Below are 23,722 nucleotides of genomic sequence, written 5' to 3'. Positions count from 1 at the left end.
GCGACAGCATGGCGCGTCGCATCGCAGTTATGATCTTCGCGATGGCAAGCTGCCAAGACTGGCGCTGCTTGTTAGATTCCGGCGCGTGTTCTGGACCGCTGATAAAGCATGACCCGCCCTGGTCGCGGCCCGGACAATCTGCATCAGGATTAGGAATGAGGATGGAACAGATGGCTGAAACCAGCACCCCCCAGCGGGGCGATTTCCAATGGCTGGGCATGTCGGGTTCATTCGAACCGTCGGTCGAAGGGGCATCGGCTTCGCGCGGCTATTTCGGGCTGGTGCCGGAAGCGACATATCCGTGGGGCACCTTCCGCGACGAAGACGGCAAGGTCTATATCTTCATGCGCCGCTTTCCCTTCGACGGCCTGACCGAGCCGCCGCGCGAAGCCGGTACGCGCAGCACCATCGGCCGGCGCGCCGTATTGTTCGTGCAGAATGACGCGGGCGAGCTTCATGTCGATCACCGTTCGATGCGCACCGGCTACAACACCGACACGATCATCGAGGTCGATGATGAAAAAATCGTCTGGCGTGCTGACGAAGTGGACGAGAAGCGCCGCGGTTTCCATGCGACATACAGGCCCGATCACCTCAGCTATCGGGAAGATGGCCTGATCGACATTGCCGGGCCGTCGCTCAAGCCGGGCCTGCAATGGTATCTGCCCGGTCGTGACAATGGCCTGTTCTATGCTTCGCAGACCTTCGCCTGCGAAGGCACGATCCTGGACAAGAAGGTCACGGGCTTCCTGTTCATAGAGCAGGCCTATATGAAGCCGGACAGCGTGCTCTACATGGTCAACGACGTACTTGTCGGCGCCGAAACGCACCTGACCTGGTACAGCTTCGCCACGGAATATGAGGACGGCGCGTTTGAATTCGGCCACTTCATCGTCGGCCATGACCGGCTGGGTATCGGCATTGTCTCCAATCAGAACGGTCTGGTCGTGCAATCCTCAACCGTGTCGGCAAAGGTCAGCCGCGCCGCCGATGGCTGGTCGGAACGGGTCGATCTCGATGTGGATGGGCAGGCCTGGGAAATCATCCAGCCGGTCGATCTGCGGATTTTGCCGACCGCGCATACGCCCAACCGCCAGCAGGAAGGCATTGTCCGCCGCGTTGGCGAGACACGCAAGCCGGTACGCTGGATGGCATGGGGCGAAACCGCCCATGGCGAGCAGCGCACCCTGCGCTACGCCTCTCCCTTCCGTCCGGTCGCCACCCACGGCTGACATAGATCGGTAGGCTGCAAGCCACCATGTTGCCTCCAGGAGCTCGTTTTTAATGTCCAATTTTCCTGATCTTGCCGGTCGCGTCGTTCTGGTGACCGGGGCCTCGTCCGGCCTTGGCGCGCACTTTGCCAGGTCGGCCGCGGCGGCCGGCGCTGCTGTCGCGCTTGCCGCGCGCCGGGTCGACCGGCTGGCCGCGCTCAAGGCGCAGATCGAGGCGACAGGCGGCAAGGCCGTGGCGGTCGCCATGGACGTGGAGGATGAAGCCTCCGTCGCGCAGGGGTTTGACGAGGCGCAGGCCGCGCTTGGCCCGGTCATGTCGGTGATCGCCAATGCGGGCATGAATGCGCCCAGTTCCGCACTTGGCCTCCCGATCGAGAATTTCGACCAGGTCGTCAGCGTCAACCTGCGCGGCGTGTTCATCACCGCGCGCGAAGCGGCCAAGCGGATGATTGCCGCCGGGTCGGCGGACAGCGGGGCTGGCCGCATCGTGCTGGTCGGTTCCGTCGGCTCGCACCGCGTCCTTGACAAGCTGGTGGCCTACAACACCACCAAGGCCGCCGTGCTGATGATGGGCAAGGCGCTGGCAAAGGAATGGGCGCTCAAGGGCATCAACGTGAACACGATCTGCCCCGGCTGGATCAAGACCGAACTGAACAGCGCGTGGCTCGAAACCCCGGCTGGCCAGGCGCTCATCGGCAGCTTCCCGCGCAAGCGGGTAATGGAACCAGCCGACCTGGCCGACATGACCCTGTTCCTGTTGTCCGATGCGGCACGCACGATCACCGGCGGCAGTTTCGAATTGGACGATGGCCAGTCACTCTGACGACGGATGGCAATCTGTCCGGTTTTTCAAGGGAAGCGACATGGACCATCTGCTGATCGATCGTCCGCTGGATGGCGTCGTGCGCCTGACCCTGAACCGCCCGGACAGTCTGAACAGCCTCTCCAGGGAGATGGTGAAGGATTTCTCCGATGCCCTGGATGATCTGGCCGAGGATCCGACCTGTCGGGTGGTGATCGTCACCGGGGCGGGACGGGGCTTCTGTTCGGGGCAGGACATGTGGGCGGCGGCGCAGCGACAGCAGCCCGGTGTCAGTTCCCCGGTCGAGAAGATGGGCTGGCAAAGCCGCTTTGCGGGCATGGCGCAGCGGATGCGGCGCATGCCCCAGCCCGTCATCTGCGCGGTCAATGGCGTCGCGGCGGGCGCAGGCATGGCCATCGCGATGGGGGCGGACATGCGTATCGGCACGCCGGCCACCCGCTTCCTCGTGGCGTCCGTCCGCATCGGCCTCAGTGCCGGGGAAAGCGGCATCAGCTATTTCCTCCCCCGCTGGATCGGCGCGGCCCGTGCCTTCGAAATCATGCTGACCGGCCGCCCGATCGAGGCCCCTGAAGCACTGGCCACAGGACTCATCCTGCGGATGGTGGAGCCTGAAGCACTGGCCGATGCGGCGCTCGACCAGGCCCGCGCCATCCTCGTCAACAGCCCGTTCGCTGTCGCGCAGACCAAGCGGATCATGTGGCGCAATCTGGATGCCGCCAGCCTGGATCATGCGCTGGATATCGAGAACCCGACCCAGATCGTCGCGAACAGCACGGCGGACTATAAGGAGGCGCTGACCGCCTTCGCGGAAAAGCGCCCGCCCCGCTTCACGGGAGCGTGACCAGCGTGGCGACCGTCCCCAACTGGGGATGGCCTTTCAAGGTGCGCCGCCTACCATCTTCACAAACAAGGACTTCAGGAGAGTGTGATGCGCGCAGCGGTGTTCAAGGAAGCCGGCAAGCCATGGGTCGTTGAGGAACGGCCGGACCCGACACCTGGCGACGGCGAGGCGGTGATCAAGGTCGGTCGCTGCGGCATCTGCGGCACGGACCTCAACATGACATCCGGCAAGGGATATGATTTCCCGTGCGACACCATCCTGGGCCATGAATTTTCCGGCGAGGTGGTCGCCATCGGCAAGGGCGTGACCAGCCTGAAGGTCGGCGATCGCGTCACGGCCCTGCCCGCGGCGGGTTGTGGCGCATGCGACATGTGCCGGGCGGGGCAGGTCGTGATGTGTCCCAATATGTCGCCCTATGCTGGCGGCTATGCCGAATATATGCGTATTGCGGAACGCACGGCGGTGCAATTGCCGGCTGCGCTCAGCCTCAACGATGGCGCTCTGGTGGAGCCGCTGGCCGTCGGCCTGCATGGCGTGCGCCTGGCCAATCTGCCTCTCGGCGCGAAGGTTCTGGTGCTGGGCGCAGGGGCTGTGGGCCTTGCCGCCACATTCTGGGCCAAGCGCCTGGGCGCCGGGCGGGTCGTTGCCGCATCGCGCTCGGAACGCCGCCGCGACATGGCCCTTGCCCTTGGCGCGGACGATTATGTCCTGACCGGCGAGGGAGAGGCGGAGCGTGTCACCCAGGCCCTGGATGGCATGCCCGACTATGTGTTCGAAGCCGCCGGAGCCGTCGGCCTGCTGCAACAGTCGATCAACCTGGTAAAACCCAACGGCCACGTCATCTCGCTCGGCTTCTGCATGGCCCCTGATCCCGTCATTCCCGGCATCAGCACTTTCAAGCAGGTCAAGCTCACATTCTCGATGGCGTGGACCGTGCCCGAATTTCAATATGCGGTGGACATGCTGGATTCAGGCCATGTCGAACCACGGCACATGATCACCAGCAATATCGGGCTCGATGCCCTGCCGGACATGATCGAAACATTGCGCGGTCCGCACAATGAAACGAAAGTCCATGTCGACCCCTGGGCCTGACAAAGGACAGGACATGCAAAAAGTGGTCGGGAATCCAGTCCCGGCCACCTTCAGTCCTGCCCCAGCACCCGCCCCCAAAATGCCTGCGCATCGGCGTCCAGCATATCCGCGCCATAGGTGATCAGGCCATTTTCCACCCGGTAGAGCATGGCCCATTCATAACGCAGTTCCTCGCCCGTCGCCCTGCTCTTGCGCCAGGCCCGGCCGTGGACGAAAGCCCCCTCCTCATCGATCGGCATAATCGCCACTATCTCGTCGGTACGGTCCGCCAGGGCCGCCGCGCAGCGGCCGACAAAATCGACGAAGGCTTGCTTGCCCTCCAGCATCTCCTTGCGGCCGGAAGGGCCGAACATACTGAACCTGGCATCGGGATGAATATTGGAGAAAGGCGCACCGCCCGCATCCGCCTGATTGTCGAATGCATCGCACGGCCAATCGCCGGTGCCGAACCCGAATTGCAGCGAAAGCATGGCGACCGCCGCGTTGCCATCCGGTCCCATGATCTTGATCCTTCCGTTCAGATCAAATCCGGGCGGAAGAACAGTTCCGTCCCGCCATCGACGAATATGATCTGGCCCAGCAGATAGCGGCCACGCAGCGTGGCCAGGAACGCGATGATCTCCGCCAGTTCCGATGCCTCGCCATAGGCACGGCCGGGCAGCGCGATCGGCGTCGCCTTGGCCAACATCGCGCGTCCTTCGGGGGTGGATAGAAAATCTTCCGTCATCGGCGTCAGCACCGAACCGGGACCAACGCCGTTCAGCAACAGGCCCGAACCGCCCCATTCTTTCGACACGGCAGCGCGACGCAGCCAGCGGGCAAGCGCCTGTTTGCTGGATGCATATCCCGTCGCCTCGGTTGCGCCATGCGTGTCCGCCATTGCCTGTGCCGCCGCCTCGTCCCCGGACAGGCAGGCTTCCACCAGCGCGTCGTCATAATCCATCAACGCGGCCGTGGAGATGACGGCGACAGCACAGGGCGTAGCCGACCGCAGCAACAAGGGCCGCAGCAATTCGAACGTCGCGACCGCACCGAAATAATTGACCGCAATGATCTTGCTGGGCGGCAGGGGCACGGTGACACCCGCCGCCGCGACGACGCCGTCGATACCGTCAGGCGCCAATCGGGCGACGCTATCGGCCATGGCCGATCGCCCAGCCGGCGTGGAAAGGTCGGCGATGACCTCCACATCCCGCAGGTCGACCCCGATCACCCGATGACCGGCCGCCGTCAATTCCTCTACCGTGGCGCGGCCCATCCCGGACGCGGCGCCTGTGACCACAATGGTTCTTGTCATGCGCGCAACATTGCCGACTGGCCGAACAGCGCAAGCCTGTACTGACGCAGGCAAGCAATCAGCGCAGATGCGATGCGCCGGAGCACTTCCAGCCAGCCCCGGCAGCCAGCCCCGGTCAATAGCCCCAGCGCGCCAGCGACGCTCTGGCGCGCGTGGAGATATCCGCGCGCCGCTGCGCCGGGGATATGCGCCGCGCATGGGGCAAGCGCGCAGCCACATCGGCCAGCGGGATTTTTTCCACGTCCGGCGCGGCCGCCACCGCGCCATCATACCAGCGCATCTGCACCAGCCCGGTCGGCGTACCGATCGGGTCGAGCCAGTTGGCGATGCCGGGATCGTCCAGGCTGAGCACCATGGCGATGCGCCCGTCCGGGTCACGCTCTGCCTGAAAGCCGTTGAGACCGCTCTGGTGATAGCTGAAATCCAGCGTCATCCACCACCAGTCGACAAGCTGGAACGACCAGTAGCGCGCCTGCGGTTCGTCCAGCGTGATCAGCAGCGCCTCGCCCGGCGCAATGTCCCACACCATCCCGCCATAGCCCGCCCGGCCCGATGCGCCATGATCGGTGGAACCCGATCCATGCACCAGCCCAAACGCATTGTCGCGCCCGCCGGCCAGTTTCCTGTTCATGTTGGCATAGCCTATCGCGCGGGCGACCGTGCGCTCCAGCAGATGGCCCGACCGAAGCAGCCGTGCATGTGTTTCCGCCGTGGGCAGGACCATGGCGTCATCCGCCGGATCCAGGCACGCGATATGGATGTCGATGCCCCGATCCCCGGCCCAGTCCCACCATGTGTCGCGCAACTGGGCGCAGATCACAGGTTCGGCGGGATCGAGGGGCAGCCAGTCCCCGTCCCACCCGGCCGGCCGCCGTGCCGACGCGATGAAGGAAAAGCTGCCGTCCGGGCCGGTGGCCAGGCTGTCGAAATCGAGATTGCCAAGCCCGCGCATATCCTCCCGCTCGAAATAGCCGTTGAACAATTGCAGGTCGGAAAAGCGGGTCGTGCCCCGGCGCCCGTGAATGCGATAGGTCCGCCGGCCGTCCAGGAACGTCCAGGCATAGACCATGTCCGATGACGGTCCGCCCCATGACGCTTCATAGGGACTCCACACTGTCTGCCGGTAAAAGGCGGGATAGTCGGGGCGGTGCAGCGCGTGGAAATGATGGCACCCGGCCTGCATCGCGACGAGCGCATATTCGGCCTGGTCGCGAACCCGCTGATGCACCGCTTCCGGCCGCGCCAGCATCCGTTCCCGCGCCTTCTGGACCAGCGCATTATATTCGGCCCAGACGCCAGCCCCTGCATCGACCCCAGTATCCGCCCCGCTCATGCCACGAACTTCGGGTCAGGGGTCAGGCCGAACCGCGCATAATAGCCGTCAAGCCGCGCGCGCAGACGGGGTATGTCGATGCCGAAATCCGCCGGACCATAGTTTACGGGAACCCGGTCCTTCCTGCCATTGTCCGCCACATAGGCGGCCATGGCGGCCCGCGCCTCATCCGTCATCGGCACGCCCGCCGCCGCCAGCACGCGCGCGGCCAGGGGAAGCGGATCCCCCATCAGGTCGGCAAAGGGCACGCTGATGAAGTGCGGGTCATTGTCCGGCCGGTCCCGCACATAAGCCTCGACCAGCCGGCCGATCATCGCTTCCGCCGCCGCGCCCGTGGCCAGCGGGTCCGGTCGGTCGGTGCGCAGGCGCTGGCCATAACAGCACAGATTGGCCAGACTGGCGGCGGCCGTCAGGGGGTCGCGCAGCGTCTCCACGATCACCGCGTCGGGGAAGGCGGCGCGCAACGGCCCCAACTGCTCCATATGCTGCGGGGCTTTCAGCAGCCAGCGCCGGCCGCCGCCGCGCATCCATTGCAATGTCTGGAGTATCTGCCGGAAATGGCGATAGCCCGCGCTGTGATCGGCCGACGCATACCATCTGCCAAAGGACGGCAGGATATAGACCCATTCATAGACGGTCGAGGCAAAGCCCGGTCCCAGCAGGTAGATTTCCTCTTCCGGCTCCTCCGCCGCCACCTGATGCAGGGCCAGCAGGCCGGGCGCGAAGCGCCGCAACCCTTCGACATTGCGTTCGGCCTGCGCGATCAGCGGCGCGTCGTCGGGCGGGCGGATGGCGGGATCATGCTGCGGCAGGGGCGCCAGATTTTCCCAGAAAGGCACCGCGCGCAGCGCCGGATGCTGGGCAAGCAGTTGTTGCAGGAATGTCGTGCCCGACCGGGGCAGGCCGACGATGAAGATCGGCGCCTCGATCGTCTCGTCCAGGATTTCGGGATGCCGGTTCCACAGGTCCTGGAACCGGAGCCGCTGCACCAGATGGTCGAGAATCTGGCCGTAAAGATTGCGGCGGCCGACGGGGCTAAGGTCCAGTTCCTCCTCCGCCGACCGGCACAGGCGGTCGAGCACCGCACGGAAATAGTCGTCGCCAAAGTCCGAAAGGCCGGTCGCGTCCCTGGCTGCGGCGATCAGGTGCGCAGGGTCGAACGGCCAGCGCTCTGCCGCCACGGGCCGCAGCTTGTCATTGGAGGCGGCAAGACCATCGGGCAGTTCGGGAAAAGCCAGCGCGCGACCAACATCCGTCAGGGTGGCGGCATCAATCGAACGGCCCTTCAGCATTATCGCCTCTCCGGTACGGAATTTCCGGGCAAATGCTAGCGATCGTCCGGGAAAGGGCGCAAATATGCCCGGCTATTCAGCGCAACTGCGATAGAGGGCGCCGGACCACGACAAGACAGCGCCAGACGCCGCCGCCGCCGTAACGCCACGCACATATCGGCATCGCGATCATCGCGCCATCGCGCCGGGATCGGGCATATGCAAACTCGACAAGCCGGCGGCGCGGCGACAAATGTTGCCAATTCCCATTCGCGCAACAGGACCCGCAGATGCCAGATTCCATCGCCGAGATAAAACCGGACGAGCAGTTCACGGCCTTTCTCGCCGAAGGACGCTTCATGATCCAGCGGGGCGTGGAAACCGGCACCCATGTGTTCTTTCCCCGCGTCGTCGCGCCCGTGACCGGCGAGGACCTGGAATGGGTCGAGGCGTCGGGGCATGGGACGGTCTATTCCACCACGGTGGTGCGCAAGCGGCCGCCCGAACCCAGCCTGAACATCGCGCTGATCGACCTGGCCGAAGGGCCGCGCATGATGAGCCGGGTGGAGGGGATCGACGCCGCCGATGTCCGCATCGGCATGGCGGTGCGTGCCCGCATCGTGACGGCGGAGGACGGGCCGCTGGTGGTGTTCGTGCCGCAGGACGCCCTCGACGGAAAGGATGCCGCATGACCACCGACGCTTTCCCCAGGGGCAAGACCGCCATCGTCGGCGTCAGCACTTTCGGCACCGGCAAGGCGCCGGGTTATGAACCGCACGACCTTGCCGCCATCGCCGCGCGCAATGCCCTGCGCGAAGCGGGCCTGACCTTCGCCGATGTGGACGGGCTGTTCTACACCAACAGCGCCGACACCTTTGGCGGCGGCACCAGCTTCGCCCAATATCTGGGCATCCAGCCAAAGGTGATCGACAATAGCCGCCCCGGCGGCAATGTGTTCGAAACCTGGCTGGAACGCGCGGCCTGGCTGCTTGACGCGGGCCTGATCGACTGCGCGCTGATCGCCTATGGCTCCAACCAGGCGTCGGCGTCGGGCAAGCTGGCGCGCACGTCGCAGCCATGGCCCTATGAAGCGCGTTACCAGCCGATCAATCCGGTCAGTTCCTACGCGCTGGCGGCCGCCCGCCACATGCATGAATTTGGCACGACCAGGGACCAGCTCGGCGCCGTCGCCGTCGCCGCGCGGCAATGGGCGATGCTGAACCCCGAAGCGTTCAAGCGCGATCCCATGACGCTGGACGATTATCGCGCATCGCGGCTGGTGTCCGATCCGCTGTCGGTGCTGGACTGCTGCCTTGTGACGGACGGGGGCGCGGCGATCGTGATGACGCGGGCGGACCGGGCGGCGGACCTCAAGGCAAAGCCGGTCAGGATATTGTCCGCCGCAAGCGGCACGACCCATCATAATATCTCGACCATGCCGGACCTGACCCGCACGGCGCTCGCCGAATGCGGGGCGCGCGCCTATGCGGCCGCAGGGCTGGGGCCGCAGGATATCGACGTGGTGGAACTGTACGATGCCTTCACGATCAACACGATCCTGTTCCTCGAAGATCTGGGTTTCTGCCCCAAGGGCGAAGGCGGGCGCTTTGTCGAAGGCGGCACAATCGCGCCGGGCGGCAGCCTGCCGGTGAACACCAATGGCGGCGGCCTGTCGTGCACCCATCCCGGCATGTACGGCCTGTTCACGATCATCGAGGCGGTGCGGCAGTTGCGCGGCACATGCGGCGAGCGGCAGGTGGCCGGGGCGCGGACCGCCATCGCCCAGGGCAATGGCGGCGTGCTTTCGGCCCAGGCGCTGGCGATATTGGCGACCGACTGAAAACTGTATAAAGGACCGTGATGGAAACACCCTTCGCCACTGCGCGCCCAGAACCTGAATATCGGCCGGTCCGGTCCGTCCGCACATTTGAAGGGGTTGTGGAGCGCATTCGCGCCATGATCGGCGAAGGGCATCTCAAGCCCGGAGACAAGCTGCCGGCGGAACGCGATCTCAGCGCCCGTCTGGGCATCGGCCGCAATGCCGTGCGCGAAGGGCTGCGCGCGCTGGAACAGGCCGGGATCGTGGACCTGCGCCCCGGCAAGACCGGCGGCGCCTTCGTCACGTCCGGGCGCACCAATGTCATCAGCGAAAATATGGGCGACCTGCTCTCGCTCGGCAAAATCTCGTTCGAGGACCTGTGGGATACGCGCCTGCTGCTGGCGGACGTGGTGATCCGCCTGGCGGTGGAGCGCATGACCGAGGACGATCTCGCCGCGCTCAAGGCGAATGTCGCGCGCGCGCGGGCGCTCTATGACAGCGGGCGGCTGCGTGAAAAATCACGCTGCAATATCGAATTTCACGATGTACTGGCGGCCGCCACCCACAATCCGCTGCTGGCCGTGTTCATGACCAGCATGGCCGATCTGGTCCGCCGCTTCACCGAACAACTGGGTTCCGATCCGGGGCCGGAAACGCTGCAATCGCGCGAACGCCTGCTGGACGCATTGCAGGCACGGGATGCCGAAGCCGCGATTGCCGAAATGCGGGCCGACCTGATCCGGGTGCATGATTTCTACAAAAGCCTTGCCCGCACACCGATCACGGGATGAGGATCATCGCGACGGCCGGCCGGCGCGCAATCGCGCATAAGTGGAACAACGAGTGGAACAGCTATATCGCATTTTTGTCCGTCCGGTGACGCCTTATTACTCAGAGTAATAGGGATGATGCCGGGCGGGCCGGATCACCCTTGAGCACAAGCGGCAGGCCGGCCGCGACGAACACCACTTGGGTGGCGGTGGCGGCGACCGCCTGGTTGATGCGGCCAGCGGCGTCGCGGAAACGGCGCGCCAGCGCATTGTCGGGAACGATGCCAAGGCCGACTTCATTGGCGACAAGGATGACCGGGCCGGGCGCGCCTGCGATGGCATGGGTCAGCGTCGCACGCTCCACGTCCATGTCCCGTCCGGCAAGAAGCAGGTTCGACGCCCAGAGGGTCAGGCAGTCGATCAGCAACAAGGTTTCAGGCCGGCTGTGCGCCGCGATGATGGCGGCAAGGTCCAGCGGCTCTTCGACCGTGCGCCAGCGCGGGCCGCGATCGGCGCGATGGGCCGCGATCCGCTCTGTCATTTCATCATCCCATGCCTGGCCCGTCGCGACATAGACCAGATCGCCCACGAAATCTTCCGCCTGGGCCTGCGCATACCGACTCTTGCCCGACCGCGCCCCACCCAGAACCAGAAGGCTGTTCATCCTGTCGCGTCCCCATCGTCAGTTCCCGCTTGCCCTATAGCGCGACATTGGCGAACAGCAGCCCGCAATATGCACTTGCAGGAGAAAGCCAAGCCTTGCCCGACTGGACGATACATGGCGGACGCCTCTCCGGCGCGCGGCAAGCCTATCCGCACGCGCGCACGCCCTGGCTCGACCTGTCGACCGGGATCAACCCGCTGGCCTGGCCGGGTGCGGACGGGATCGCGATCGATTGGCGGCGCTTGCCCGACGAAGCCGATCTGGCGACGCTGGAAAGCGTTGCGGCTGTCAACTTCGCTGTATCACCCGACCGGGTCTGCGCCCTGCCCGGCACCGAAATGGGGCTGCGCAGCCTGTCGCTGCTCGGCCTGCCCGGCCCCTGGCGGCATGGCGTGCCGGGCTATGCCAGCCATGCCGCCGCCTTTCCCGGCAGCCGCGGCGTTCCCGACGCGGCGTTGATGGATGAAGCGGTGCAAGGCGGCACGATGCTGATCGCCAACCCGGCCAATCCCACCGGCCGGATGCTGACGGTGGCGGCGCTGCTGGCGCTGGCCCGGCGCATCGGCGCGGCGGGCGGCTGGCTGGTGGTGGACGAGGCATTTGTCGATGCCCAGCCGGACAGCAGCATCCTGCCACATCTGCGCCCCGACGATCCGGTGATCGTGCTGCGCTCCTTCGGCAAGTTTTTCGGGCTGGCCGGGGTGCGGCTGGGCTTTGCCGTGGGACCGGCGGAGCGGCTGGCGCCGCTGCGCGACCGGATGGGAAGCTGGCCGCTGTCGGCCGCCGCCATTGCGATCGGGACGGCGGCCTATGCCGACCGGGACTGGATCGGGGCGACGCGGGATGCGCTGGTCGCGCGGGCGGCGGCGCTGGACGCGGTGCTGCGCCGCCATCATCTGGAACCGCAGGGGAAATCGCCCCTGTTCCGGCTGATCGTCGATTGCGACGCACCCGCCCTGTTCGACCGGCTCGCCCGGCAGGGCATATGGACCCGGCCGTTCGATCATGATCCGCGCTGGCTGCGGCTGGGCGTGCCGGGTCATGCCGCCGATCTGGCGCGGCTCGACCGGGCGTTGGCCCATGGCTGATCCGGTCACGCTGGCGGCGCTGGCGATGGATGCGGCGATCGGCTGGCCGGATGCGCTCTATCGACGGATCGGCCATCCGGTGGGCGGCTTTGCGCGGCTGATCGACTGGTGCGAACGGCATGGCAACCGCCCGACCCGCAGCGCGGGACTGCGCCGGATGCTGGGCGTGGCGACGATGCTGCTGCTGATCGGCCTGACCGCCGGCATCGCCTGGGCGGCGCAGGCGATGCTGGTCGCCTGGATCGGCGATTGCGCCTGGATCGGCATCGCGCTGCTGGCTTTTCCCGCGCTGGCGCAGCGCAGCCTGAACGACCATGTGCGCCCGGTGCAACAGGCGCTGGAGCGCGGGGACATCGCCGAAGCCCGGCACGCGGTCGGGATGATCGTCGGGCGTGATACGGGCGCGCTGAACAGCGCCGGGGTGAGCCGCGCCGCGATAGAGAGCCTGTCGGAGAGTTTTTGCGACGGCGTGGCGGCGCCCTTTTTCTGGCTGTTGCTGCTCGGCCTGCCGGGGGTGTGGACTTATAAGGCGATCAACACCGCAGACAGCCTGATCGGTCACAGGGAGGACCGCTGGCGCGCCTTCGGCTGGGCGGCGGCGCGGATCGACGATGGCGCGAACCTCATCCCGGCGCGGCTGGGCGGCGCGCTGATCTGCATCGCCGGCGCGGGCGGCTGGCGGATCATGCGGCGGGACGCGCGGCGGCATGCGTCGCCCAATGCCGGCTGGACCGAAGCGGCGATGGCGGGCGCACTGGGGCTGAAGCTGGCAGGCCCGGTCAGCTATGACGGCATCGCCCATGCCAAGCCCTGGATCGGCGACGGGCGCACCGACGCCGGGCCGGCCGATATCGGCCGCGCGCTGATCGTCTATCGTCGCGCCTGCCTGCTGCTCTGGCTGATCGCGGCGGGGGCATGGATCATCGGCTGAGCAGCAGGGCGGCGACCAGCAGGCCGCTTTCGACCAGTTCGATTCCCGCACCATGGCAGTCGCCCGATACACCGCCGATGTGGCGATGCAGCCAGAGGCCCCACAGGCCGATGAGCAACGGCGCGGCGAGCAGGGCAGGTGCCCATGGCGCGAGCAGCAGCAGGAGGCAAAGCCAGAAGCTGACATGGCGCCAGCCAATCGCATCCCGAAAACCGGCGGCAAGGCCCGCATGCAGCGGCGGCAACCATGATGTCCAGACCAGCGGCCCGATCCGCGCGGCGAAAGGGATCAGCATGAGCGGGAACCAGAATGCGCGGTCCGCCAAGCCATGCAGCAGCACCAGCTTGACGATCAGTTGCAGCCCGATCGCCACCACGCCGAAACTGCCGGCATGGGGATCGGCCAGCACGGTCAGGAAGCGCTGCCGGTCGCCATGCGCCGCGCCCCGCGCATCGGCGAGGTCGCAGAGGCCGTCGAGATGGAGCGCCCCTGTCACCCCTATCCACAGGACAAGCGCCGCCAGCGCCGCGATCCAGGGATCGACATGCGCCCCGGCCCGGCCCGCACCGGCGACCAGCGCGCCGATCACCAGCCCGGCGACCGGGAAGCAGCGCATCGACCGGGCAAAGCTGGCCGCATCCGTTTCGACGCGCGGCGTCGGCAGGCGGGTGAGGAACTGAAGCGCGATCCAGACGCCCTTCATGTGCGCAGCCCGACGATCTGCGCGGCCGGCCGGTCGCCGGGCCAGACCCGCAGCGACAGCAGCGCTGCATAAGGCAGGTCGAACGCCCATGCCTGTGCCGCGCTGAACCCGCACAGCGCCGCCAGCGCGGCGCGCATCGCCCCGCCATGGGTGACGACCAGCGTGGGATGCGGGGGCAAGGCAGCGATCGCCCCGCTCACCCGCGCGACCAGCGCCGACCAGCGCTCGCCGCCCGGTGGTGGCGCAGCGTCAGGCGCGTCCCAGAAACGCGCCATGGCGGCCGGATCGATGTCCGCCACCGCCCGCCCGTCCCACGCGCCGAAATCCAGTTCCCGCCAGCGCGAATCGGTCCGCAGCGGCAGGCCCGCCACCGCCCCGATTGCGTCGCCGGCCAGCGCGGCGCGGCTGAGGTCAGAGGCCCAGAGCGCCGCCACGTCCAGCCCGCGCGCCCGGTCGACACAGGCGGCGATGCCCGCAGCGGTCGGCGGCCAGTCGCCATGACCGAGCAAATGCCCCGCTGGTTCGGGTTCGCCATGGCGCAGCAGGTGGAGCAGGAAACCGCTCACCCCGCCGTCGCCACATTGGCCTGCGCGAAGGTCGCCATCCGCGCATGCGCGGCCAGCGCCGCCCGGACGATCCCCGCCGCCAGTGCCGCGCCGCTCCCCTCCCCCAACCGCATGTCGAGCGCCAGCAACGGGTCCAGCCCCAGCCGATCGAGCAGCCGCCGATGCCCCGGTTCGGCCGAGACATGGCCGGCAAGGCAATGATCGACGATCGCGGGCGCGACGACGGCAAGCGGCGCCAGCGCGGAACAGCAGATGAAACCGTCGAGCAGCACCGGCACCCGCAACTGCCGCGCGCGCAGGATCGCGCCTGCAATGGCGGCGATTTCCCGCCCGCCGACCCGGCGCAGCGTTTCGAACGGGGTCATCGGCGCGGCGGCGTGACGGGCAAGCGCCCGTTCGACCACCGCTGCCTTGTGCGTGACGCCGGCATTGTCCACGCCAGTCCCCGGCCCCACCCAGTCAGAGCCCGCGCCACCAAAGCTGCGCGCGCACAGCGCCGCCGCCGCCGTCGAATTGCCGATGCCCATTTCGCCCAGCACCAGCAGGGCCAGGCCCGGATCGACCGCCGCCGCGCCGGCGGACAGCGCGGCCAGGCATTCCGCCTCGTTCATCGCCGGGCCTTTCGTGCAATCCGCCGTTGGCCGGTCGAGGTCGAGGGCGACCACTTTCAGGTCCAGCCCCGCCACGTTCGCCAGCGCATTGATCGCCGCGCCGCCGCTTTCGAAATTGGCGACCATCGCCCGCGTGACGCTGGCGGGGTAGGCGCTCACCCCTTGCGCCACGACGCCATGATTGCCGGCGAAGATGACCGCGCGCGCCGGCGCCATCAGCGGCCGTTCACGCCCCTGCCAGCCAGCCATGAACAGCGCGATCGCCTCCAGCCGGCCGAGCGATCCGGCAGGCTTGGTCAGTTCCGCCTGTCGCGCCCGCGCCGCGCTGGTCGCGGCGGCATCGGCGCGGGTCAGATTCGCCAGCGCGGCGTCAAAAGCCGCAATGTCCTGAAACGCGCTCATTCAGCGACGAAGCCGGGCGGCGGGGTGCGGGTAATGAAATGGCCCTTCACCCCCTGCGGCCATTGTTTGAACGGCACCCGTCCATGCGCGCTGTCGGCATAGGCGACCGCATAGTCCAGGATGGCGCGCGCGGCGTCCATGTCCGGGCTGAAGCGGCCCAGCACATAGCCGACCTTGCCCGGCGCGCGCAGATGGACGGTGCAATGGTCGGCGCAGGCGAACAGGCAGGGCATCTGCTGCACGGCGATGCCGGCATAGCGCGGGTCGGCCGCCTTTGCACACGCGAGCGCGTCGGCCAGCAGCGCGCCGCCGCGCCTGCCCGCGCCATCCTCGCGCATGTCGGTGCTGAGGCGACAGGTGTTGCAGGCGACCACGGCGGGGCCATCCTCCACGGCTTTCAACATGCGTTTGGGTTCCTTGGTTGTGAAGGGATCATCGGTCGAACAGCCGGTCGGCCAGCGGCTCGCGCGCCTGCCAGCCATGCTGCTCCAGTGCGGGCGTGTCGGACGGCGCGGCGGGATAGCCGATGCAGAGCAGGGCGATCAGCGTCCAGTCGGCGGGCACTTCCAGCATCGCGCCCAGTGCGGGGGGATCGACGATCGACACCCAGCCAAGGCCGATGCCCCGCGCCCGCGCCGCCAGCCACAGGCCATGGACGGCCATCACGGTCGAATAGCGGAGCATTTCTGGCATGGTGGCGATGCCCAGCCCATGGCCGGCGACGGGGCGATCGTCGGAAAAGACGGCCATTATCTCCGGCGCTTCACGCAGGCCGTGCAGCTTGAGCGCGTGATAGCAGTCGCGCTGGGCGGGATCGGTATAGCGGTCCGCCGCCGCCCGCGCCTGCGCATCGACATGGGCGGCGATGCGGTCGCGCCGCCCGGCCGATCGCACCCGCACCAGCCGCCAGGGCTGGGCATGGCCGACCGATGGCGCGTGGCTGACTGTGGCGAGCAGCGCCTGCATTGCCGCCTCCGGCACCGGATCGGTGCGGAAATGGCGCACGTCGCGCCGCCAGCGCAACAGCGTATCGAACTGGTCCGCAAAGGCCGGATCGAAATCGGGCGGGGCGTCGTTCAAAATTCGATGCCCTTCTGTGCCTTCACCCCCGACCGGAAGGGATGCTTGACCATCACCATGTCGGTGACGAGATCGGCCGCCGCGACCAGCGCATCGGGCGCGTTGCGGCCGGTGATGATGACATGCTTCATCGGGGGGCGCGCATTCACCGCCGCCAGCACTTCATCGACCGGCAGATAGTCGTAGCGCAGCACGATGTTCAGTTCGTCGGCCAGCACCATGGCGCAGGACGGGTCGGCGATCATCCGCTTTACCTCGTCCCAGGCGGCGCGGGCATGGGCAATGTCGCGGGCGCGATCCTGCGTGTCCCAGGTGAAGCCTTCGCCCATCGGCTTGAATGCGACATGATCGGGGAAGGCGTCGAACACCGCCTTTTCCCCGGTCGCCATCGCGCCTTTCACGAACTGGACGACGCCGACCTTCATGCCATGGCCGATGGCGCGGACGACCATGCCCAGCGCGGCGCTTGTCTTGCCCTTGCCCTTGCCGGTGTGGACGATCAGCAGCCCCTTTTCCTGTGTCTTGTTGGCCATGATCTTCGCCTGCGCCGCCTGCTTCCGGCGCATTTTTTCGCTGTGGCGCGCTTCGTCCGCTTCGCTCATTTCGTTTCCCTTCGCATCAGATAGACATCCATGATCCAGCCATGCCGCGCCCGCAGCGCGGCCCGTTGCGCGACGATAGACGCGCCGGCTTGGGCAAGCGGGCCAGAGATCAGCGCCTGCTGCGCCATGCCGAGATAAGCCCCCCACCAGATATGGACCCCCGCCGGATCGATCGCCTGGAACGCGCCGCCACCGTCCAGCATCACCGCCACGCTGTCCGCCTGCGCGGGCCAGCCATGGTCGCGGATCTGCCGGCCGGTGGTGATGACGACCGGATCGGCCAGCGCGTTCAGGGGAATGGCGTGGGCGGCGGTCAGCGCCTGAAGGCTGCTGATGCCGGGGATGACCGTGACGCGCAGGTCCATGCCCTGCGCCCGCAGCCGGTCGGCGATGCGCAAGCTGCTGTCGTACAGCGACGGATCGCCCCATACGAGCAGGGCCAGCCGGCCGCCTTCGGGCAGATGCGCGGCGATCTGCGCCGTCCAGCCATGGGCGATCGCATCATGCCAGTCCTGCACCGCCTCCAGATAATCGCCCTGGGCGCGGCGCACGGGCAGGTCGAACGCCACGACGCGGGTGGCGCCGGTCAGCACATCGGCGCAGATTTGCCGCCGCACCGCGATCAGATCGCTTTTCTCCGCGCCCTTGCGCGGCAGCAGGATCAGGTCGGCGGCGTTCATCGCCCGGATCGCCGCCAGCGTGAGTTGTGCCGGATCACCCGTGCCGATGCCGATCAGGGTCAGGTCGATCATCGGGCCGGGGCGATCATGTGAAAGAAGCTGCCGGTCACTTGGCCGCGCTGCGACCCGGTTTCCGGGACGGTCGTGCCATCGGCATCGGTGACATGCGCGAGCGGGGCGTCGGGCTGGGCGATAATGGTCGAATAATGAAATTCATGACCGCGCAGCGCCGTGCCGGACGTGATCGTCCCGACCGGCGCCAGCAGGGTCGCGTGACGATAGCCCAGATGCATGCGCCGCTGGGCATAGCTGGTGACAAGGCCCAGCAGGCCCGCCATGGCGTGGCGCGCGCCCGCCTTGTCGATCAAGGCGTCACCCAGCACCATATAGCCGCCGCACTCGCCATGGACCGGGCGGGTCCGCGCATGATGGCGCAGACCGTTCAGGAAGCGCGACGCGGCGGCGATCCGCCCGGCATGCAGTTCGGGATAGCCGCCGGGCAGCCAGACCAGATCGGCGTCCGGCGCGGGCGCTGCATCGGCCAGCGGCGAGAAGGGCAGAATGTCCGCGCCGGCGCGCCGCCAGCCCTCCAGCAGATGCGGGTAGGTGAAGGAAAATGCCTCGTCCCGTGCCAGCGCGATGCGCTGCGCCGGGGGAAGTGGCAGGCTGTCTGCATTAGCCGGGGTCACGCCGCGCGCCGTCTGCCGGATCGCGTCCAGATCGACATGCGCGCGCAGGAATGCGGCATAGCCGACGATGGCGCGGTCGAGATCGGGATGTTCGACCGCCTGCACCAGTCCCAGATGCCGTTCGGGTAGGGCCAGGTCGCCGCGCCGGGGCAGCGCGCCCAGCACCCTGATGCCCACAGCCTCCATGCCCCGCCGCACCAGCCGTTCATGGCGCGGGCTGGCGACACGGTTGAGGATCACCCCGGCAAAGGGCAGGTCGGGATCGAGGCGGGCGAAGCCGAGCGCGGTGGCGGCGGCAGACTGGGCCTGGCCCGACACGTCGATCACCAGGATGACCGGCCAGCCCATAAGCCGGGCAATGTCGGCGCTGGCGCCATGGCCGGTCCCGCCGATGCTGGCCACGCCGTCATACAGCCCCATCGATCCTTCGGCGATGGCAATGTCCGCGCCCGCAGCCTGCCCCGCGATGGCGTCCAGCAGGCCAGGCGTCATCGCCCAGCTATCAAGATTGAACGACGCCCGGCCGCAGGCGGCGCGATGGAAGGCGGGATCGATATAGTCGGGGCCGCTCTTGTAGGGTTGCACGGTCAGGCCGTCCTCGCGAAGCGCGCGGAGCAGGCCAAGCATCACCGTGGTCTTGCCGGTGCCCGACGCAGGCGCAGCGATCATCAGGCCGGGGACGCTCATTCGCTTGTCCCCGCAAAGCGCGAAGCCGCCGATTGCGGACGGAAACGACGGTCATAATCGGGAGTGTAAAGGCTGCTTTCCGCGAAGTCGGGCAGGCCAAGCACCTGGCCCACAAGGATCAGGGCGGTGCGTTCCATGCTGCCGGCGACGGCGTGCTCGATGGTGGCCAGCGTCGCACGGACGATGCGCTGGTCGGGCCAGCTCGCCCGCCACACCACCGCCACCGGGCAGTCGGAACCATAAGTCGGGATCAGGTCCGCCACCGTCTGCGCCAGATTGTGGATCGACAAATGGATGGCGAGGGTCGCGCCGGTCGCGGCGAAGGCGGTCAGGCTTTCCGTCGGCGGCATGGCGCTGGCGCGGCCCGGCGTGCGGGTCAGCACCAGCGACTGGGCCAGGCCGGGCAGGGTCAGTTCCACCTCCAGCGCGGCCGCGGCCGCAGCGAAGGCGGGCACGCCGGGCGTCACATCGAAGGGGATGTCGAGCGCGCGCAGCCGGCGCAACTGCTCGCCCATGGCCGACCAGATCGACAGGTCGCCCGAATGGAGCCGTGCCACATCCTGCCCGGCACCATGGGCGGCGGCCATTTCGGCGATGATCTGGTCGAGGGACAACGGTGCCGTGTTCACGATCCGCGCGCCGGGCGGGCAATGGCCAAGCAGCGCGACGGGCACCAGCGACCCGGCATAGAGGCAGACGGGCGAGGCGGCGATCAGATCGCGGCCGCGCAGGGTGATGAGGTCGGGCGCGCCGGGGCCGGCACCGATGAAGTGAATGGTCATGGGGTCTGTCCTTGGGCGATGGCGCAGGTCGCCATCCGATCGGGCGACATGACGCGACGGCCGATCAGGGTCGCGCCGGGTCCGGCGGCGGCCAGCGCGGCGGCTTCGCACAGGCTGCCGACGCCGCGCGCCATCAGGCTGGCGGTGGATTGGGTCGGCGTGACGATGACGGTCAGCGCATCGGGCGCGATGCCGGTGATCGGCAGGCCCAGTGTCGCTGCGAGCGGGGCCAGCGCGGGCAGCTTGTCATGCGGCGCCGCCAGCAGGGTAATGGGCGGCACGCCCCGTTGCGCACGGTCCAGCGCCGCGCGGAGTGACACAGCGCTCGCGCCGGCGCGACATCCGAAGCCGGCGACGATCACAGGATGACGCTCCATTGCACCACAGGATAGCTGGCGCGCCAGCCGCGCCGCGCCCCGATCGGCGCGGCCTGGGCCAGGTCGATCCGCAACAGATGGCCGCCCTTTTCCGCCTGCCAACGGGCGAGCAGGGCTTCGGACTCCAGTGTCACCGCATGGGCGACCAGCCGCACCCCGGCAGGCAGCCTGGCCCAGAGCGTGGCGAGCAATGCGTGCGACAGGCCGCCGCCGATGAATAGCGCGTCGGGCACGCGATCGGGCAACAGGTCGGGCGCGCGGCCGGCCAGCACCTCGATCCGGTCCATGCCCAGTGCTTTGGCGTTCGCACTGATCCGTGCGGCGCGCACCGGGTCAGCCTCCAGCGCGACGGCGCGGTTGGCGGGATGGGCAAGCAGCCATTCGATCCCGATCGATCCCGATCCCGCGCCGATGTCCCACAACATGTCTCCCGGCCGGGGCGCGAGCGCCGAAAGGGCGAGGGCGCGGACGGGGCGCTTGCTGATCTGGCCATCATGGTCGAACCAGTCGTCGGCGATGCCCGATGCGCAGGGCAGCACCCTGCCCCCGCCCGCGCAGTCGATGCCGATCGCGACCGGATGGGTGCTATCGTCGGGTATCGGCGCATCGGCGCGCATGACCCGCACCCGCTCACGCGGGCCGCCCAAGGCTTCGAGCAGGTGCAGGGTCGATGTGCCGAACCCCTGATCGCGCAGACAAGCCGCGACATCGCCCACCGCCGCGCCATCGCGCAGCAGCGCCACGATGCGCCGTCCCGGCACGAGATAGGGCCGCAATCGCGTCACCGGCGCGGCGTGAAGCGCGACGCAGGCCATGTCCTGCACCGCCCAGCCCAGCCGCGCCGCCGCCAGCGAGACGGTGGAGGGCGCCGGGTGCGCGATCCACTCGCCCGGCTCCAGATGCCGGGTCAGGCTGCTCCCCGCCCCGAACCAGAAGGGATCGCCCGACGCCAGCGCCACCACGCGCCGGCCACGATGCGCCAGCAGTTGCGCGACACCATCGGCGAAGGGGACTGGCCATGCCATCGCCCGCCGCTTATGATCGCCAAGCAGCGCCAGATGCCGGGCCGGTCCCATGACCAGTTCCGCCGCATCGATCGCCGCGCGGGCTGGCGGCGCCAGTCCGTCCCATCCATCCTCGCCCACGCCGACGATCGTCAGCCATGGCCTTGCCGGACCATCAGCCATGCGCAACATCCTGATCCTGGGCGGCACCACTGAGGCGAGCGCGCTCGCCCGGCTGCTGGCGGAACAGGGCGAGCGGGCGGTGCTCAGCTATGCCGGCCGGGTGGACAGTCCGCGCGCGCAGCCGGTGCCGGTGCGGGTCGGCGGCTTTGGCGGGGTGGCGGGGCTGGCGGCCTATCTGCGCCAGCACGGCGTCACGCATCTGATCGATGCGACCCACCCCTTCGCCGCGACGATGAGCCATAATGCAGTCGCGGCGGCTCGACTGGCAGGCGTCGCCCATGTCGCCCTGACGCGCCCGGCCTGGCGCGCGGGGGCGGGCGACCGCTGGACCCATGTGCCCGATATTGCCGGCGCGATCGCCGCGCTGGACGGTCCCGCCCGCCGCATCCTGCTGGCGCTCGGCCGGATGCACGCCGACGCCTTCGCCGCGCGGCCGCAGCATTTCTACCTCCTGCGCTTCGTCGATGCGCCGGTCGTGCCGCCGGTCCTGCCCCGGCACCAGCTTGTGATCGATCGCGGTCCCTTCCATGTCGAGGGCGATGCGCGGCTGATGCGGGCGCATGGCATCGACCTGCTGGTCTGCAAGAATGCCGGCGGCACGGGCGCGCAGGCCAAGCTGGTCGCGGCGCGGCAATCGGGGTTGCCGGTGCTGATGATCGACCGCCCTGCCCTGCCCGACCGGCCGGAGGTCCATGATCCCCATGAAATTCTGCGCTGGCTGGATCATGCGGCGAACCGGGGCGTGTAGAGGATCGGCGCGCCGGCGCGCGGAATGATCCGCGTCTGGCTGGACCCGATGATGACCATCGTGCGCATGTCCGCCATGTCGGGCATCGCCTGCGACAGGGGGACGATGTTCAGTGCTTCGTCCGGGGTCGATACCGCCCGCGCGAACAGGATCGGGCGATCGTCGCTGCACGTTGCCCGCAGCAGTTCCAGCGCACGGGCGAACCCCTGCGGCCGCGCCTTCGACCGGGGGTTGTAGAGGGCGATGGCGAAATCCGCCGCCACCGCCAGCCGCAGCCGCCGCTCGACCAGATCCCAGGGTTTCAGATTGTCGGACAGGTTGATCGCGCAGAAATCATGGCCAAGCGGCGCGCCCGCCCGCGCGCTGGCCGCCAGCATCGCGGTGATGCCGGGCAGGACGCGAATGTCGAGATCCCGCCAGTCCGCAGGCCCCGCCTCCAGCGCCTCGAACACGGCCGAGGCCATGGCGAAAACGCCCGGATCACCCGACGACACCACGACCACGCGCCGCCCCGCCGCCGCCAGCGCCAGCGCATGGGCCGCCCGCTCACCCTCCACCCGATTGTCGGACGGGTGCAGGACCAGCCCTGCGCGCGGCGCGACCCGCGCGACATAGGGGATGTAGCCGACCACATCGGTCGCCTGCGCCAGCGCCACCGTCACCTCCGGCGTCACCAGCGCTTCGTCGCCCGGTCCCAGCCCGGCAATGGCCAGCCAGCCGCTCATGGCCGCCGCCCCTGACCATGGATCAGCAGGATCGAGAAATAGGGGGTCACGCTGTCCGCCTTCAGCAGCGGCGTCACCTTCTGTTCCGGCATGGCGGCATGTTCGACCAGCCATGCCTCCCCCTCGCGCCCGGCGGCGGCCACCGCACGGCGCAGCTTGGGCAGGTTGCGGCCGATCTTCATCACCACCAGCGCATCGGTGTCGGCGATGCGGCGGACAAGATCGGCTTCGGGCAGCGTCGCCATCAGCACCGTCAGCACATCGTCGCCCCATGTGATCGGCGCGCCGCTGGCGGTCCAGGCACCGGCCATGCCGCTGATCCCCGGCACGATCCGCACCGGGACCACGCCGGTCAGGCGGCTGTGCAGGTGCATGAAGGAGCCGTAGAAAAAGGGATCGCCCTCGCACAGCACGACTACATCTTCTCCGCCTTGCGCCAGGGCGCTCAGCCGGTCGGTGCAGTCCGCGTAGAAGGCGGACAGGGTGGCATTGTAACGCGGATCGCGCAGCGGGATTTCGGTCGTCACCGGATATTCCATGGCGATCTCGACCGCGTCCGGCCGCAGCATCCCCTCCACGATGCGGCGCGCCTGGCCGGGGCGACCAGCCTTGCGGAAATAGGCGATGTGGCGCGCGCCGCGCACCAGCCGGTCGGTGCGCACGCTCATCAGATCCTGCGCGCCGGGGCCAAGGCCCACGCCATGGATGGTGCCGGGCAT

Annotated in this window: 28 protein-coding genes; 10 read left to right on the top strand and 18 right to left on the bottom strand. The window is 68.2% G+C overall.

Annotation, left to right across the window (positions count from 1 at the left end):
- Positions 1-170: 170 nt before the first annotated feature.
- From Q4610_RS16695 to Q4610_RS16680, 4 genes are all read left to right on the top strand, one after another.
- Complete coding sequence (locus tag Q4610_RS16695) at positions 171-1,232, top strand: hypothetical protein (protein ID WP_304537108.1); 1,062 nt, start codon at positions 171-173, stop codon at positions 1,230-1,232.
- Positions 1,233-1,284: 52 nt separating this feature from the next.
- Positions 1,285-2,055: an SDR family NAD(P)-dependent oxidoreductase gene (locus Q4610_RS16690; protein ID WP_304537107.1), complete on the top strand. Its 771-nt coding sequence runs from the start codon at positions 1,285-1,287 to the stop codon at positions 2,053-2,055.
- 40 nt (positions 2,056-2,095) lie between these two features.
- Complete coding sequence (locus Q4610_RS16685) at positions 2,096-2,896, top strand: enoyl-CoA hydratase/isomerase family protein (RefSeq protein WP_304537106.1); 801 nt, start codon at positions 2,096-2,098, stop codon at positions 2,894-2,896.
- An 87-nt stretch (positions 2,897-2,983) separates the two neighbouring features.
- A complete protein-coding gene (locus Q4610_RS16680; protein ID WP_304537105.1) occupies positions 2,984-3,991 on the top strand; it encodes an alcohol dehydrogenase catalytic domain-containing protein in 1,008 nt (335 codons plus the stop codon).
- A 50-nt stretch (positions 3,992-4,041) separates the two neighbouring features.
- Here Q4610_RS16680 and Q4610_RS16675 read toward each other — a convergent pair whose 3' ends face one another.
- The 4 genes from Q4610_RS16675 to Q4610_RS16660 form a co-directional block, all read right to left on the bottom strand.
- Entirely contained in the window at positions 4,042-4,491 is a 450-nt protein-coding gene (locus tag Q4610_RS16675; protein WP_304537104.1) for a nuclear transport factor 2 family protein, read from the bottom strand.
- Positions 4,492-4,508: 17 nt separating this feature from the next.
- Positions 4,509-5,288, bottom strand: a complete 780-nt coding sequence (locus Q4610_RS16670) for an SDR family oxidoreductase (protein WP_304537103.1) — start codon at positions 5,286-5,288, stop codon at positions 4,509-4,511.
- A 115-nt stretch (positions 5,289-5,403) separates the two neighbouring features.
- Complete coding sequence (locus Q4610_RS16665) at positions 5,404-6,621, bottom strand: DUF1214 domain-containing protein (protein WP_304537102.1); 1,218 nt, start codon at positions 6,619-6,621, stop codon at positions 5,404-5,406.
- Positions 6,618-7,913, bottom strand: a complete 1,296-nt coding sequence (locus tag Q4610_RS16660) for a sulfotransferase family protein (RefSeq protein WP_304537101.1) — start codon at positions 7,911-7,913, stop codon at positions 6,618-6,620. Before Q4610_RS16660 ends, Q4610_RS16665 begins: the two co-directional genes overlap by 4 nt.
- A 269-nt stretch (positions 7,914-8,182) precedes the next feature.
- On the opposite strand from Q4610_RS16660, the gene Q4610_RS16655 reads away from it, so the two are divergent.
- The 3 genes from Q4610_RS16655 to Q4610_RS16645 are packed head-to-tail and all read left to right on the top strand — an operon-like array spanning position 8,183 to position 10,502.
- Complete coding sequence (locus Q4610_RS16655) at positions 8,183-8,584, top strand: Zn-ribbon domain-containing OB-fold protein (RefSeq protein ID WP_304537100.1); 402 nt, start codon at positions 8,183-8,185, stop codon at positions 8,582-8,584.
- The gene (locus Q4610_RS16650; RefSeq protein ID WP_304537099.1) at positions 8,581-9,732 is read left to right on the top strand and encodes an acetyl-CoA acetyltransferase; all 1,152 of its coding nucleotides are present in this window, start codon (positions 8,581-8,583) and stop codon (positions 9,730-9,732) included. The genes Q4610_RS16655 and Q4610_RS16650 overlap by 4 nt, the downstream gene beginning before the upstream one ends.
- Before the next feature lie 20 nt (positions 9,733-9,752).
- The gene (locus Q4610_RS16645) at positions 9,753-10,502 is read left to right on the top strand and encodes a FadR/GntR family transcriptional regulator (RefSeq protein WP_304537098.1); all 750 of its coding nucleotides are present in this window, start codon (positions 9,753-9,755) and stop codon (positions 10,500-10,502) included.
- A gap of 100 nt (positions 10,503-10,602) precedes the next feature.
- Here the strand turns inward: Q4610_RS16645 and cobU are convergent, their stop codons facing one another.
- Complete coding sequence (gene cobU / locus Q4610_RS16640) at positions 10,603-11,145, bottom strand: bifunctional adenosylcobinamide kinase/adenosylcobinamide-phosphate guanylyltransferase (protein WP_304537097.1); 543 nt, start codon at positions 11,143-11,145, stop codon at positions 10,603-10,605.
- Between the two features lie 95 nt (positions 11,146-11,240).
- Here cobU and Q4610_RS16635 point away from each other — a divergent pair, with 95 nt between their 5' ends.
- Together Q4610_RS16635 and cbiB are read left to right on the top strand one after the other, a co-directional pair.
- A complete protein-coding gene (locus Q4610_RS16635) occupies positions 11,241-12,233 on the top strand; it encodes an aminotransferase class I/II-fold pyridoxal phosphate-dependent enzyme (RefSeq protein ID WP_304537096.1) in 993 nt (330 codons plus the stop codon).
- Positions 12,226-13,164, top strand: coding sequence for an adenosylcobinamide-phosphate synthase CbiB (gene cbiB, locus Q4610_RS16630; protein WP_304537095.1), 939 nt, complete (start codon positions 12,226-12,228; stop codon positions 13,162-13,164). Before Q4610_RS16635 ends, cbiB begins: the two co-directional genes overlap by 8 nt.
- Here cbiB and cobS read toward each other — a convergent pair.
- From cobS to cbiE, 11 genes are read right to left on the bottom strand one after another with little or no spacing between them, the layout of a single operon-like run.
- On the bottom strand, positions 13,154-13,867 hold the full coding sequence (gene cobS, locus Q4610_RS16625) for an adenosylcobinamide-GDP ribazoletransferase (protein ID WP_304537094.1): 714 nt from the start codon (positions 13,865-13,867) through the stop codon (positions 13,154-13,156). The genes cbiB and cobS overlap by 11 nt on opposite strands.
- Positions 13,864-14,433, bottom strand: coding sequence for a histidine phosphatase family protein (locus Q4610_RS16620; protein ID WP_304537093.1), 570 nt, complete (start codon positions 14,431-14,433; stop codon positions 13,864-13,866). The genes cobS and Q4610_RS16620 overlap by 4 nt, the downstream gene beginning before the upstream one ends.
- On the bottom strand, positions 14,430-15,446 hold the full coding sequence (cobT, locus tag Q4610_RS16615) for a nicotinate-nucleotide--dimethylbenzimidazole phosphoribosyltransferase (protein ID WP_304537092.1): 1,017 nt from the start codon (positions 15,444-15,446) through the stop codon (positions 14,430-14,432). The genes Q4610_RS16620 and cobT overlap by 4 nt, the downstream gene beginning before the upstream one ends.
- A complete protein-coding gene (locus Q4610_RS16610; RefSeq protein ID WP_304537091.1) occupies positions 15,443-15,850 on the bottom strand; it encodes a DUF1636 domain-containing protein in 408 nt (135 codons plus the stop codon). The genes cobT and Q4610_RS16610 overlap by 4 nt, the downstream gene beginning before the upstream one ends.
- A 28-nt stretch (positions 15,851-15,878) precedes the next feature.
- Positions 15,879-16,526 (bottom strand): 5,6-dimethylbenzimidazole synthase, encoded by a 648-nt coding sequence (gene bluB, locus Q4610_RS16605; RefSeq protein ID WP_304537090.1) that lies wholly within the window; start codon positions 16,524-16,526, stop codon positions 15,879-15,881.
- Positions 16,523-17,128, bottom strand: coding sequence for a cob(I)yrinic acid a,c-diamide adenosyltransferase (gene cobO / locus Q4610_RS16600; RefSeq protein WP_304537089.1), 606 nt, complete (start codon positions 17,126-17,128; stop codon positions 16,523-16,525). The genes bluB and cobO overlap by 4 nt, the downstream gene beginning before the upstream one ends.
- Entirely contained in the window at positions 17,125-17,880 is a 756-nt protein-coding gene (cobF, locus tag Q4610_RS16595; protein WP_304537088.1) for a precorrin-6A synthase (deacetylating), read from the bottom strand. The genes cobO and cobF overlap by 4 nt, the downstream gene beginning before the upstream one ends.
- Entirely contained in the window at positions 17,877-19,184 is a 1,308-nt protein-coding gene (locus tag Q4610_RS16590) for a cobyrinic acid a,c-diamide synthase CobB (RefSeq protein ID WP_304537087.1), read from the bottom strand. The genes cobF and Q4610_RS16590 overlap by 4 nt, the downstream gene beginning before the upstream one ends.
- The gene (gene cobM, locus Q4610_RS16585; RefSeq protein WP_304537086.1) at positions 19,181-19,966 is read right to left on the bottom strand and encodes a precorrin-4 C(11)-methyltransferase; all 786 of its coding nucleotides are present in this window, start codon (positions 19,964-19,966) and stop codon (positions 19,181-19,183) included. The genes Q4610_RS16590 and cobM overlap by 4 nt, the downstream gene beginning before the upstream one ends.
- Entirely contained in the window at positions 19,963-20,328 is a 366-nt protein-coding gene (locus Q4610_RS16580; RefSeq protein ID WP_304537085.1) for a cobalamin biosynthesis protein, read from the bottom strand. Before Q4610_RS16580 ends, cobM begins: the two co-directional genes overlap by 4 nt.
- Entirely contained in the window at positions 20,325-21,530 is a 1,206-nt protein-coding gene (gene cbiE / locus Q4610_RS16575) for a precorrin-6y C5,15-methyltransferase (decarboxylating) subunit CbiE (protein ID WP_304537084.1), read from the bottom strand. Before cbiE ends, Q4610_RS16580 begins: the two co-directional genes overlap by 4 nt.
- Here cbiE and Q4610_RS16570 point away from each other — a divergent pair.
- Positions 21,529-22,278 (top strand): cobalt-precorrin-6A reductase, encoded by a 750-nt coding sequence (locus Q4610_RS16570; RefSeq protein WP_304537083.1) that lies wholly within the window; start codon positions 21,529-21,531, stop codon positions 22,276-22,278. The genes cbiE and Q4610_RS16570 overlap by 2 nt on opposite strands.
- On the opposite strand, the gene cobJ is transcribed toward Q4610_RS16570, so the two are convergent.
- The gene (gene cobJ / locus Q4610_RS16565) at positions 22,254-23,003 is read right to left on the bottom strand and encodes a precorrin-3B C(17)-methyltransferase (protein ID WP_304537082.1); all 750 of its coding nucleotides are present in this window, start codon (positions 23,001-23,003) and stop codon (positions 22,254-22,256) included. The two genes, Q4610_RS16570 and cobJ, sit on opposite strands and share 25 nt — an antisense overlap.
- Positions 23,000-23,722: a precorrin-2 C(20)-methyltransferase gene (gene cobI, locus Q4610_RS16560; protein ID WP_425262581.1), complete on the bottom strand. Its 723-nt coding sequence runs from the start codon at positions 23,720-23,722 to the stop codon at positions 23,000-23,002. Before cobI ends, cobJ begins: the two co-directional genes overlap by 4 nt.

Origin of the sequence: Sphingobium cyanobacteriorum (assembly GCF_030580935.1) — a bacterium.
GTDB classification, from domain to species: domain Bacteria; phylum Pseudomonadota; class Alphaproteobacteria; order Sphingomonadales; family Sphingomonadaceae; genus Sphingobium; species Sphingobium cyanobacteriorum.
The sequence above is the reverse complement of the archived record's forward strand: the minus strand, read 5'-3'. Positions and strand labels throughout refer to the sequence as shown.